At 61.8% G+C, this 12,339-nt stretch carries 11 protein-coding genes and 4 tRNA genes; 7 read left to right on the forward strand and 8 right to left on the reverse strand.

What is annotated here, in order from left to right:
* The first annotated feature begins 8 nt into the window (after positions 1-8).
* Entirely contained in the window at positions 9-1,031 is a 1,023-nt protein-coding gene (secF, locus tag ACXZ1M_RS24630; protein ID WP_459050230.1) for a protein translocase subunit SecF, read from the forward strand.
* Between the two features lie 84 nt (positions 1,032-1,115).
* On the opposite strand, the gene ACXZ1M_RS24635 is transcribed toward secF, so the two are convergent.
* From ACXZ1M_RS24635 to ACXZ1M_RS24650, 4 genes are all read right to left on the reverse strand, one after another.
* Complete coding sequence (locus ACXZ1M_RS24635) at positions 1,116-1,568, reverse strand: GNAT family N-acetyltransferase (RefSeq protein WP_459050231.1); 453 nt, start codon at positions 1,566-1,568, stop codon at positions 1,116-1,118.
* 66 nt (positions 1,569-1,634) lie between these two features.
* A tRNA-Leu gene (locus ACXZ1M_RS24640) sits at positions 1,635-1,719 on the reverse strand.
* Between the two features lie 28 nt (positions 1,720-1,747).
* Positions 1,748-1,832, reverse strand: a tRNA-Leu gene (locus ACXZ1M_RS24645).
* A 192-nt stretch (positions 1,833-2,024) separates the two neighbouring features.
* A tRNA-Leu gene (locus ACXZ1M_RS24650) sits at positions 2,025-2,109 on the reverse strand.
* A 155-nt stretch (positions 2,110-2,264) separates the two neighbouring features.
* On the opposite strand from ACXZ1M_RS24650, the gene ACXZ1M_RS24655 reads away from it, so the two are divergent.
* On the forward strand, positions 2,265-3,854 hold the full coding sequence (locus ACXZ1M_RS24655; protein ID WP_459050232.1) for an ATP-binding protein: 1,590 nt from the start codon (positions 2,265-2,267) through the stop codon (positions 3,852-3,854).
* 38 nt (positions 3,855-3,892) lie between these two features.
* On the opposite strand, the gene ACXZ1M_RS24660 is transcribed toward ACXZ1M_RS24655, so the two are convergent.
* Positions 3,893-3,977, reverse strand: a tRNA-Leu gene (locus ACXZ1M_RS24660).
* 317 nt (positions 3,978-4,294) lie between these two features.
* Here ACXZ1M_RS24660 and rnr point away from each other — a divergent pair.
* From rnr to ACXZ1M_RS24680, 4 genes are all read left to right on the forward strand, one after another.
* Positions 4,295-6,754: a ribonuclease R gene (rnr, locus tag ACXZ1M_RS24665; RefSeq protein WP_459050233.1), complete on the forward strand. Its 2,460-nt coding sequence runs from the start codon at positions 4,295-4,297 to the stop codon at positions 6,752-6,754.
* A complete protein-coding gene (rlmB, locus tag ACXZ1M_RS24670; protein WP_459050234.1) occupies positions 6,755-7,501 on the forward strand; it encodes a 23S rRNA (guanosine(2251)-2'-O)-methyltransferase RlmB in 747 nt (248 codons plus the stop codon).
* A 130-nt stretch (positions 7,502-7,631) separates the two neighbouring features.
* Positions 7,632-8,369, forward strand: a complete 738-nt coding sequence (gene cysE / locus ACXZ1M_RS24675; RefSeq protein WP_459050235.1) for a serine O-acetyltransferase — start codon at positions 7,632-7,634, stop codon at positions 8,367-8,369.
* Between the two features lie 12 nt (positions 8,370-8,381).
* The gene (locus ACXZ1M_RS24680; protein WP_459050236.1) at positions 8,382-9,050 is read left to right on the forward strand and encodes a YceH family protein; all 669 of its coding nucleotides are present in this window, start codon (positions 8,382-8,384) and stop codon (positions 9,048-9,050) included.
* Between the two features lie 95 nt (positions 9,051-9,145).
* Here the strand turns inward: ACXZ1M_RS24680 and ACXZ1M_RS24685 are convergent, their stop codons facing one another.
* Genes ACXZ1M_RS24685 through ACXZ1M_RS24695 form a run of 3 tightly spaced genes read right to left on the reverse strand, consistent with a single transcriptional unit; the run spans position 9,146 to position 11,300 of the window.
* Complete coding sequence (locus ACXZ1M_RS24685; protein ID WP_459050237.1) at positions 9,146-10,093, reverse strand: hypothetical protein; 948 nt, start codon at positions 10,091-10,093, stop codon at positions 9,146-9,148.
* Positions 10,090-10,947, reverse strand: coding sequence for an ABC transporter ATP-binding protein (locus ACXZ1M_RS24690; RefSeq protein WP_459050238.1), 858 nt, complete (start codon positions 10,945-10,947; stop codon positions 10,090-10,092). Before ACXZ1M_RS24690 ends, ACXZ1M_RS24685 begins: the two co-directional genes overlap by 4 nt.
* The gene (locus ACXZ1M_RS24695; RefSeq protein ID WP_176647201.1) at positions 10,944-11,300 is read right to left on the reverse strand and encodes a GntR family transcriptional regulator; all 357 of its coding nucleotides are present in this window, start codon (positions 11,298-11,300) and stop codon (positions 10,944-10,946) included. The genes ACXZ1M_RS24690 and ACXZ1M_RS24695 overlap by 4 nt, the downstream gene beginning before the upstream one ends.
* Before the next feature lie 180 nt (positions 11,301-11,480).
* Here ACXZ1M_RS24695 and ACXZ1M_RS24700 point away from each other — a divergent pair, with 180 nt between their 5' ends.
* Positions 11,481-12,332, forward strand: a complete 852-nt coding sequence (locus ACXZ1M_RS24700) for an STAS domain-containing protein (protein WP_459050239.1) — start codon at positions 11,481-11,483, stop codon at positions 12,330-12,332.
* Positions 12,333-12,339: the final 7 nt, after the last annotated feature.

Raw genomic sequence — 12,339 nt, forward strand, 5'->3', positions numbered from 1 at the left:
CACGAAACATGGAATTTTTCCGCATCAAAAAAGACATACCGTTCATGCGCCATGCGCTGGTGTTCAACGTCGTTTCGGCGTTGACCTTCGTCGCAGCCGTGTTCTTCCTGTTCCACAAGGGCCTGCATTTCTCGGTGGAGTTCACCGGCGGCACCGTGATGGAGCTGAAGTACCAGCAGCCGGCCAACCTGGAACGGATCCGCTCGACGCTGCAAAGCATCGGTTACGAGCATCCTGAAGCGGCCGGCTTCGGCACCGCGCACGACGTCATGCTGCGCCTGCCGGTGGTGAAGGGCATCACGCCCAACGCCGCCTCGGCGCAAGTGTTCGAAGCGCTGTGCAAGGCCGAAACCGGCGCCATGAGGCAGATCGACACCGTGACCGCCAAGGGCGAGCACGTGGTCAAGCAATCCTGCGCCAACCCTGCCGGCGCCGAGCTGGTGGCCATGCAGAAGGTGGAGTTCGTCGGTCCGCAGGTGGGCGACGAGCTGACGCAGAACGGCCTGAACGCGCTGGTGATGGTGATCATCGGCGTGATGATCTACCTGGCGGTTCGCTTCGAGTGGAAGTTCGCAGTGGCGGCGATTATCGCCAACCTGCACGACGTGATTATCATCCTGGGCTTCTTCGCGTTCTTCCAGTGGGAGTTCTCGCTGACGGTGCTGGCCGGCGTGCTGGCGGTGCTGGGTTATTCGGTGAATGAATCGGTGGTTATCTTCGACCGTATCCGCGAAAACTTCCGCAAGCAGCGCAAGGCTTCGGTGCACGAAGTGATCGACAACGCGATCACCTCGACCATCTCGCGTACCATCATCACCCACGGCTGTACGCAGATGATGGTGCTGTCGATGCTGTTCCTGGGCGGTCCAACGCTGCACTACTTCGCCATGGCGCTGACCATCGGTATTTGCTTCGGTATCTACTCCTCGGTGTTCGTGGCCGCCGCAGTCGCCATGTGGCTGGGCGTGAAGCGCGAAGACCTGATCAAGCCGATCAAGGAAAAAGACGAAACCGACGGCGCCGTCGTTTGAGCTATTGTACTAGTCGCTGGTTGCTAGAGCTGGACTGATGCTGCAAAGGATAGCATGTCGCCAAGCTGGAAAATACGTGAATGCTCACGCGACTGGTTCGAGCGTGGCGGTCAACAAGTAGAAAGCCTCTTTTCCTTCAACCCGCTCTCTGGTCCATCCCTGCAGCATGTAAAAATGGTCTGCGCGGGTGTCTACCCCTGTACTCAATCGGATGCTGCTGTGGCCTTGCTCAAACAGCCAGCCGGTTGCCATGTTGAGCAATTGTTTTGCCAGCCCTTTGCCTTCATGGTCGGGTGAGATGAACAGTGCCCAGATCGATGCGTTTGTTTTGTCCGCATATGAAAACCCGGCGACCTCGCCATCTATCTCTGCCACCCAGCCACGGCCAAGCACTTCGAGATAGTCCTCGTACATTTGCCGGGTGATGCGATCTGGGTTGGACAGCGCATTCTCACGCACCGCAAGCCGAATCGCGGACATCGCGGGTATGTCGTGAAGAGCGGCTTGACGAAAAGTGGCGGGGCGAGCTGATGTCATATCGATCCTAATGAAAAAAGCCTCCCTCGGCGCTTTACGCTGAGGGAGGCTTTTTTGCGGAATTTTTGGTGCCCACGGAGGGACTCGAACCCCCACACCTTGCGGCACATGGACCTGAACCATGCGCGTCTACCAATTCCGCCACGTGGGCATTTGTAACATCAACAGTCATCAGCGCTTGGTGCCCACGGAGGGACTCGAACCCCCACACCTTGCGGCACATGGACCTGAACCATGCGCGTCTACCAATTCCGCCACGTGGGCGCTGATACTGTCTTCGCTACTTTCTGCTGCGTGTTCTGCATCAGAAGGCACGCATCTTACGGGGCGGACCGGCACTCGTCAATAGCAATTTGCGGCAATTTGCTGCTTTTCTGAAATTATTTCAAAACACCGTCGTAGCCCGCGCGGAAATGAAAAAAGCCTCCCGAAGGAGGCTTTTAACAACGGAATTCTTGGTGCCCACGGAGGGACTCGAACCCCCACACCTTGCGGCACATGGACCTGAACCATGCGCGTCTACCAATTCCGCCACGTGGGCATTTTTACTGCTGCTCTGTTGCAGTTGCCTGCGCCAGAGGCCAGTATCTTAAGGGAGTCAGTTGTTTTCCGCAAGTATTTTTGTGCTTGCATCTTGTTATGGAGTTTCGTAAGCTTAATACTGTCATTTCAACAATGCTGGAGAAGGGAACGGAAATGATCAACAGCTGGTTCGACAGCCAGGCCTTTATGCCCCACGGCCATTGTTTTCTATGGATACCCTCCATCCTCTGGACCAGTGTGATTTCCGACGCCTTGATCGCGTTGGCTTACCTGTCCATTCCTGTCAGCCTGATCTACTTCATCCGCAAGCGCCGCGACATGCCGTTCGACTGGATGTTCATCGCCTTCGGCGTCTTCATCCTGGCCTGCGGCGCCACTCACGTGGCCGATATCTGGGTGGTGTGGTATCCCGACTATGTGCTGTCGGTGAGCCTGAAGGCGATCACCGCCGTGGCCTCGGTGGTCACGGCCGTCGCCATGCTGCGCCTGATCCCGATCGCGCTGCGCATTCCGAGTCCGGCGCAACTGGCCGCCGTCAACGCCGAGCTGCAGCGCACCAACGACGAGCTGCGCGCCGCCATGGAGCGGGCCGAAGTGGCCAACCGCGCCAAGAGCGACTTCCTGGCTTCGATGAGCCACGAATTGCGCACGCCGCTCAACGCGGTGCTCGGCTACACCCAGATCCTCAAACGCGACAAAAGCCTGACGGCGCCGCAGCAAACCGGCATCAGCACCATCCAGCAGGGCGGCCAGCATCTGCTGGCGCTGATCAACGACGTGCTCGACCTGTCGCGCGTGGATGCCGGCAAGATGGAGTTCCATCCCAAGCCGGCGCGCCTGGCCGAACTGCTGATGGTGGTGGCCGACATCATGCGCGTGCGCGCCGAGCAAAAGCACCTGCATTTCGAACTGGCGATGGCGCAGGATTTGCCGCAGGCGGTCAGCGTTGATGAAACGCGCTTGCGGCAAGTGCTGCTCAACCTGTTGGGCAATGCGGTGAAATTCACCGATCGCGGCACAGTGATCCTGCGCGTGTCGCCTTTGCCGGCGCTGCCCGGACAGGCGGTCAATGCGGCGCTGCTGCGCTTTGAAGTCATCGACGATGGCATCGGCATCGCCGCCGACCAGCACGAAGCCATCTTCCGGCCGTTCGAACAGGTCGGCGATACTTCGCGCCGTGCCGGCGGCACCGGCCTGGGCCTGGCGATCAGTCGCCAGCTGGTGCAGTTGATGGGCGGTGTGCTGCAAGTGGAAAGCACGTCGGGCAGGGGCAGCCGTTTCTGGTTCGATGTGCCGCTGACAGTGGTGGCGGCGCCCGGCGTCAAGGTGGGCGGCGATCATATCGCCAGCGGTTATGCCGGCCCGCGCAAGACTATCCTGGTGGTGGATGATGTGGCGACCAACCGTGCGCTGCTGCGCGATTTACTCGGTTCGCTCGGTTTTCATACGGTGGAGGCCGAAAGCGGCATGCTGGCGCTGATGCAAGCGCAGACCGTGCGGCCGGACATGGTGTTGCTGGATATGGTGATGCCCGGCATGGACGGCGTGGAAACCATGCGCCGCCTGCGTGCCGATGCGCGCACGGCCGAGGCGCCGGTGCTGATTATTTCGGCCAGCTCAACGCCGGAGGAGGCGGAGCGTGCGCTGGAGATGGGGGCGGATGCTTTCCTGTCCAAGCCGGTCAATGAGCATGACCTGCTGCGCGAAATCGGCGCGCATCTCAAATTGGAATGGACAGAATGAAAAAAGCCTCCCGAAGGAGGCTTTTTTGCGGAATTCTGTGGTGCCCACGGAGGGACTCGAACCCCCACACCTTGCGGCACATGGACCTGAACCATGCGCGTCTACCAATTCCGCCACGTGGGCACTGATGCTTCTCAACAACTCTGCTATTATATCGACGGGGAGAGTTTTGCGCCAGATGAACTTTTACATTCCTTACTGCACATCCACCCTGTCTAGCAGTTCTCGCGGCTTTCGCTGCGAGAGACCAAGATTATAGAGGAATTCAGGGCGATGTCAAATGCCCGCCCAACATTTTTCAACAGAAACCGCTGAATTAGTCATTCAAGACGTTTCCAAGTACACTACGCCTGTCGTCAAGCCATATATATGCACCTGACGTTTTGCCAGGCCGGATTTCTCTGATTACTGTCAATAACATTGCAAAAAATAAGAAACTTTTGAACCAATCTACACACACCATTCCCAGCCGGGAGGAAATTCTCGGCATCTTCCGCAGCGCCCAAGGCTCATTGGACCTGCGCGCCCTGTCGAAAACGCTGAAGGTCGGCACCGATGCACAGGCTATCCTGTCGCGCCGCCTGAACGCCATGCAGCGCGACGGCCAGATCATCGTGGACGACAGCGGCCACTATTCGCTGGCGACGCAGACCGGCTTCATAGCCGGCCGCGTCAGCAGCCACCGCGACGGTTTCGGCTTCGTCATCCCGGATGAGCCGGGAGAAGACCTGTTCCTGCCTGAAAAGGAAATGCAGAAAGTGCTGCACGGCGACCGCGTGCTGGCCAAGGTGGTCGGCGTCGATCGTCGCGGCCGCCCGGAAGGCACCATCGTCGAGGTGACCCAGCGCGCCAACACCCACATCATCGGCCGCCTGCTGAAGAACGACAACGGCGCCTGGATCGTGGCGCCGGAAGACCAGCGCATTGCGCAGGACGTGCTGATCGAAGGCGCCGTCGGCAAGGCCAAGTCGGGCCAGGTGGTCAGCGTCGAGCTGACCGAGCAGCCGATGCGCTTCAAGCAGCCGGTCGGCAAGATTTCTGAAGTGCTGGGCTCGCTGGACGATCCCGGCATGGAAATCGAAATCGCCGTGCGCAAGTTCGGCGTGCCGCACATCTTCTCGGACGCCGCGCTGCGCCAGGCCAACAAGCTGCCGGACCACGTGCGCGAAAGCGACTGGGGCGACCGCGTCGACCTGCGCGACGTGCCGCTGGTGACCATCGACGGCGAAGACGCGCGCGACTTCGACGATGCGGTCTACTGCGAACCGGTCAAGATCGGCCGCGCCAACGGCTTCCGCCTGATCGTCGCGATTGCCGACGTCAGCAGCTACGTCAAACCGAACGACGCGCTCGACGCCGACGCGCTCGAACGCAGTACCTCGGTCTACTTCCCGCGCCGCGTGATTCCCATGCTGCCGGAAAAACTGTCCAATGGCCTGTGCTCGCTGAACCCGGCGGTCGACCGTTTGACGCTGGTATGCGACGCCGTGGTCACCGCCAAGGGCGAGATCAAGGCCTACCAGTTCTATCCAGCCGTGATCCACTCGGCCGCGCGCCTGACCTACACCGAAGTGGCCGACATCCTGGGCAACACCAAGGGACCGGAAGCGGCACGCCGCCCGGGCCTGGTGCCGCACCTGACCAATCTGTACGACGTGTTCCAAGCGCTGCTGAAAGCGCGCGCCGAACGCGGCGCCATCGATTTCGAGACCACCGAAACCTATATCGTCTGCAACCCGAGCGGCAAGATCGAAAAGATCATCCCGCGCACCCGCAACGATGCGCACCGCCTGATCGAAGAGTGCATGCTGACCGCCAACGTCTGCGCGGCCGACCTGCTGATCCGCCACAAGCATCCGGGCACCTACCGCATCCACGCTACGCCGACCGCTGAAAAGCTCAAGCAGGTACGCACCTTCCTCAAGCAGGTGAACCTGAGCCTGAACGGTGGCGACAAGCCGGCTGCGGCCGACTACGCCGCGCTGATGCGCCAGATCAAGGAGCGTCCGGACGCCTCGCTGCTGCAAACCATGCTGCTGCGTTCGATGCAGCAGGCGGTGTACTCACCGGACAATATCGGCCACTTCGGCCTGGCGTATGAGGCCTATGCCCACTTCACCAGCCCGATCCGCCGCTATCCGGACTTGCTGACGCACCGCGCCATCAAGGCCATCCTGCTGGGCAAGAAGTACGAGCCGAAGCTCGCCAGCACCAGCGTGCTGAACACCAACGTCTCGAACGCCACCCGCAAGCAGCAGGCCAAGGACAAGGCCGAAGGCAAGCAGCCGAAGGCCGCCGGCGACCTGACCGTGTGGGACGCCCTGGGCGTGCACTGCTCGGCCAACGAGCGCCGCGCCGACGAAGCCTCGCGCGACGTCGAGAACTGGCTCAAGTGCTACTTCATGCAGGACAAGCTGGGCGAGGAATACACCGGCATCATCACCGGCGTGACCACCTTCGGCATCTTCGTGCAGCTGGACCAGCTGTTCGTTGAAGGCATGGTGCACATCACCGACCTGGGCCAGGATTACTTCCAGTACGACGACGCTCGTCACGAACTGAAGGGCGAGCGCAGCGGCAAGAAGTTCCAGCTGACCGACCGCGTTTCCGTGCAAGTGGTGCGGGTGGACCTGGAGTCGCGCAAGATCGACCTGCGCCTGGCCGGCGTCGACGCGGTGGCACCGCGTCCGGATGCACCGTCGAAGGACCGCAAGACCAACATCAAGCCTGGCCCGAGCACCCCGTCGGCCAAGCCAGGCAAGCCGGCCCGCAACGGCGCCGCTGCGCAACCCGCAGCAGCCAAGCCGAAAGCGGCCTCCCGCAAGACCAAGGCCGCAGCACCCACTGCGGCAGCACCCCGGGCAGCCAACCCTGCCTCAAAAAGTAAGAAGAAGCGATAAATGAGTAAGAATAAAATGATTTTCGGTTTCCACGCGGTGACCTCGCGCCTGCGTCACGAGGCCGCATCGGTGGAAGAAATTTTTGTCGACGCCACGCGTGACGACCGCCGCATGAAAGACCTGGTGGCTAACGCCAAGGCGGCCGGCGTGCGCGTGATGCCGGTGGATTCGGCGCGTCTGGACAAGATCGTCGGCACTCGCCGTCACCAGGGCGTGATCGCGTTTGCCTCGCAGCTGGCGCTGGCGCGCAACCTGGACGAGCTGCTGGACGCCATCGACGGTCCGCCGCTGCTACTGGTGTTGGACGGCATCACCGACCCGCACAACCTGGGCGCCTGCCTGCGCGTGGCCGACGGTGTCGGCGCACACGCGGTGATCGTGCCCAAGGACCGCGCGGTGGGCTTGAACGCCACGGCCGCCAAGGTCGCTTCCGGCGCCGCCGAGACCGTGCCTTACATCACCGTGACCAATCTGGCGCGCACCCTGCGTGACCTGAAGGACCGCGACATCTGGCTGATCGGCACCTCCGACGACGGCGAAAAAGGTTTGTACGAAGCCGACTTCACCGGCCCGACCGCACTGGTCATGGGTTCGGAAGGCGAGGGCATGCGCCGCCTGACGCGCGAGACCTGCGACATGCTGGTCAGCATTCCGATGTTCGGCTCGGTCGAGAGTTTGAACGTATCGGTTGCATCGGGCGTTTGTCTGTACGAAGCCCGCCGCCAGCGTATCGCCAAGGAAGCTTAAAGCGATACGCATCACCCGGCGGCCTGCTTCGGGGGCCGCTGGTTCTCCTCCCTCAGAAGTCTGCCGCTGTTCAGCAATTCCCTGCCGGATACGCTAACATTAACGTACCGGTTGTCGATCTGGATACGCCATGTTTCATCGTCTACGCCAAGACATCAACAGCATCATCGAACGCGACCCCGCCGCCCGCAACGCCTGGGAGGTATTGACCTGCTATCCCGGCCTGCAAGCCATCGTCATGCACCGCTGGGCGCACTGGTGCTGGACGCGCCGGATGAAATGGCTGGGCCGCTTCATCTCCTACCTGGCGCGCATCGTCACCGGCATTGAAATCCATCCGGGCGCCACCATCGGCCGCCGCGTCTTCATCGATCACGGCTTCGGCGTGGTCATTGGCGAGACCGCCGAGGTCGGGGACGACTGCACCATCTACCAAGGCGTTACGCTGGGCGGCACCTCGCTGCACACCGGCGCCAAGCGCCATCCGACGCTGGGGCGCGGCGTGATCGTCGGCGCCGGCGCCAAGGTGTTAGGCGGCTTCACGGTGGGCGAGTATGCCAAGGTCGGCTCCAACGCCGTGCTGCTGAAACCCGTGCCGCCGGGCGCGACGGCGGTCGGCAATCCGGCCCACATCGTGCAGAAGGACGCCATGAGCGCGGCCAGCAATCCGTTCGCCGCTTACGGCGTCACGCCCAACGGCGACGACCCGTTGTCGAAAGCGCTACGCGGGCTGATCGAAAACGCCGTCAAGCAGGAACTGCGCATCGAACAGCTGGTCGCCACCATGAAGGCGGCGGGGCTGGAGTGTCAGAGCGTACCGGACTGTGATAAATTGAATTCCGCCCAATTGAACAAGCTCGTCGAATAAGGAAAGCAAGACATGGAAGAAGGCGCAGAAGTACTGGACCCGTTTGAAATTCGCGTGTTGGCCGTGCTGGCCGAAAAGGAAGCGCTGACGCCGGATAACTATCCGCTGTCGCTGAATGCGCTGGTCAACGGCTGCAACCAGCTGTCGAGCCGCGATCCGGTGATGGCGCTGTCGGAAGACACGGTGGCCGAGGTCTTGCAGCGGCTGATGCAGCGCAAGTACGTCAACGGCATCACGCAGGCGGGCGCGCGGGTGACCAAGTACGAACACCGGATGCGCATCAAATGGTCGCTGGAGCAGGACAAGCTGGCGGTGCTGACGATCCTGATGTTGCGCGGCCTGCAAACGGCCGGCGAAATCCGCACCCGCAGCGGCCGCCTGCACGAATTCAAATCGGTGGGCGACGTCGAGCTGGCGCTGCAATTCCTGATCGACAAATACCCGCCGCTGGTGTCGCGCCTGGCGCTGGCGCCGGGCACCAAAGAGCCGCGTTACGGCCAGTTGCTGGGCGGGGAAGAAGCGCTGGCGCGCGAAGAAACGGCGGCCAGCCTGGGCGGAACGGTCAGCGGCGCGGGGCAGGGCACGCGCCTCGGCGCGCTGGAGCAGGAAGTCCAGCAACTGCGGCAGCAAGTGGAAGACCTCACCGCGCAGTTCGCCGAATTCCGCAAGCAGTTCGAGTAAATTCGGGGTCAGTTCCGACATTCGGACACGAGCACAGCCGTAGCGGCCGCTACGGCTGTGCTCGTGTCCGAATGTCGGAACTGACCCCGGTTTTTTTAGACCTCTTCGCGGCGGCGGCGCATGTAGATGGCGGTGGCGATCATCGCTACGCCGGCTGCCGCGCCGATCCACACGCTCATCCCACCCAGCGTCGACCATGAGGCGTTGAAGATCGCGTCCGGTAAAGCTATCTTGTGCTCTTCATGCGCGATGGCGATGGTGTCTTTGCTGAACGCCAGCCACGAGCCCGGCACCACGCCCAGCAAAATGCGGTTGGTGATGTGGCTGAAGAACCAGCCCGTGTCGATGCCGAACTGCAGCGCCTTCTCGGCCCACAGCATCAGCATCGAGAAGATGATCGGCGTGCCGACCGCCCACAGGAATACCTTGGAGCGCGCCATGCTCGATACCATCAGCAGCCAGCCCACCGTCGGCAAGGCCCACAGGATGTACACCGGCAGCAGGCCCACCAGGCGCAGCGGCGTCAGGTACAGGTCCGGCGACGAGAACACCGCGCCGAACAGGTTGGTGCCGTGCGTGAGCAGCATGACGCAGGTGGCCAGCAAGATCACCAGCCCCAGCACGATGGCGATGCCCATCGTGATCAGCGGCGCCACCACCACCGCCAGCAGCAGCTTGGACATCACCGTGGTGAAGTCCGATACCGGCAGCGATTTCCAGAACAGCAGGCTGCGGTCGCGGCGCTCGTCGTGCAGCGCGCCCAGGCAGTAGAAGAATACCAGCAGGCTGAGCACCATGAGCACCGGCATGCCGGCGCCGATGTAGGCCTGCGCCAGCGTGTCGGCGATGCGCGTGCGCACCGCGCCTTCGATGGTGATGCTGCCGATGGTCTGGCCTTCCATTTCCATGCCCTGGACCTTGCCGAAGAACAGGCCGCTGATCGCCAGCAGCGCCACCGCCACCGCGATCACCACCGGCGTCCACACCAGCATGCCTTTGTTTTCCCACATCTCGCGCTTGATCAGCCATTTCATGGTTTTCATGCGTAGCTCCCTTTCATGGTGGCGACAAACAGGTCCGCGACGCTGGGCGTGCGCAGTTCGCCGAAGTTCGACAACTGGTGACGGCCCACGCCGTCAAACAACATCACGGCCTTGCCGAACACGGTGCGCTGGCTCAGCGGCTGCAGGGCGTTGGCGGCGGCGACGAATTGCGGCTCGACCATCACTTCCGTGAAGCGCTCGCCCACTTCGTCCATGGTCGCGGCCAGCGAGATCTTGCCGTTTTCGATGAACATCAGGTCGGTGAGGATGTGCTCGACCTCTTCGATTTGGTGCGTGGTGATAAGGATGGTCTTGTTCTCGTCGAAGTAGTCTTCCAGCAGGTTCTGGTAGAACTGCTTGCGGTACAGGATGTCCAGGCCCAGGGTCGGCTCGTCCAGCACCAGCAACTTGGCGTCGATCGCCATCACCAGCGCCAGGTGCAGCTGCACCACCATGCCCTTGGACATGGCTTTGACCTTCATGTCCGGCGTCAGCTTGGTGTTGGCGATGTATTTCTCGGCCTTGCTGCGGTCGAAACGCGGGTGCACGCCTTCGACGAAGTCGATTGCGTCCTTGACCTTGAGCCAGCGCGGCAAAATCGCGACGTCGGCGATGAAGCACACATCGTTCATCAGCGCTTCGCGCTCGGTGCGCGGGTCCATGCCCAGCACCGACAACTCGCCCTCGAACTGCGTCAGGCCGAGGATGGCCTTGAGGGTGGTGGTCTTGCCGGAGCCGTTGGGGCCGATCAGGCCGACGATGCGGCCTGCTTCGACTTGAAAACTGGTGCCGTCCAGCGCGGCTTGCTTGCCGTAGCGCTTAGTGAGGTTGGCGGCGGTGATGATGGCGCTCATGCCGCACCTCCCGGCGCCGCCTTGAGCAGCGTTTCGAGGTCCAGGCCGAGGCGGCGGATGCGTTCGAGCAGGGCCGGCCAGTCTTCGCGCAGGAAGCGTTCGCGTTCGGTGGCCAGCAATTTGTCGCGGGCGCCATCTGTCACATACATACCTAGTCCCCTCCGTTTTTCGACCAGGGTCTCGTCCACCAGTTCCTGGTAGGCGCGCGACACCGTGATCGGGTTGAGTTGATAATCGGCGGCGATCTGCCGCACCGAGGGCAGGGCGTCGCCCGGCTTGAGCAGGCCGTCGAGCATCATTCCCACGACCTTGTCCTTGAGCTGCCGATAGATCGGCGCGTTGTCATTCCACATACATATTTACCCCTTACGTGTGTTGATGAAGTGGTGTTGTAGTGAACTATAACACTACAAATCAAAAGATCAAGTAATTTTGCTAGATGCGCACAATTGAATCCCAAACTATTGACGGAATGCTATAGTCAACCGATTGTCACAAGATTCGCGTCCAACATCCAAACTCTAGGGGCTTTAATGAGTAATAACATCGTCGCACAACGCCTGAGCGCATTGATCACCCAGCACGAAGCGAGCCTGTTGTCCGCCTGGACGGCGGAGCTGGCCAGCAAGACTTTCCGCAGCGATGAAGCATCGGTGCAACGCCATACCCGCCAGTTCCTGGCGCTGCTGCCAGCCGCGATCGCCACCGGCGGCACCGAAGACATCAACCACCGCAACTGGGATGAAGTCCGCAACCTGCTCAACGAAATTTCCAGCCAGCGCGCCAAGCAGGGTTCGACGCCGAATGAAACGGCGACCTTCGTGTTCGCCCTCAAGCAGTCGCTGTTCGGCATGCTGCGCGGCGAGCTGGAGCAGGACCCGACGCTGCTGGCGGAAGCCTCGTGGGCGGTCAGCACCGTGCTCGACCAGCTGGGCCTGTACACCGTGGAGGTGTTCCAGAAGAGCCGCGACCAGATCATCGTGCGCCAACAGCATGAGTTGATGGAGCTGTCGACCCCGGTCGTGAAACTGTGGCACGACATCCTGGCGCTGCCGTTGATCGGCACCCTGGACAGCGCGCGCAGCCAGGTGGTGATGGAAAGCCTGCTGGAGAAAGTGGTGGAGACCGGCGCCGCCATCGCCATCATCGACATCACCGGCGTGCCGACCGTCGACACCCTGGTGGCCCAGCACTTGATGAAGACCATCGCCGCCGCCCGCCTGATGGGCGCCGACTGCATCATCAGCGGCATCCGCCCGCAGATCGCCCAGACCATCGTCCACCTCGGCGTGAACCTGGAAGACGTGGTCACCAAAGCCACCCTGGCCGATGCCTTCGTGGTGGCGCTGGATCGCGTGGGCGCCACCATCAGCCGCAAGGGTTAATCGAACG

It is taken from the genome of Duganella paludis (genome assembly GCF_054461335.1).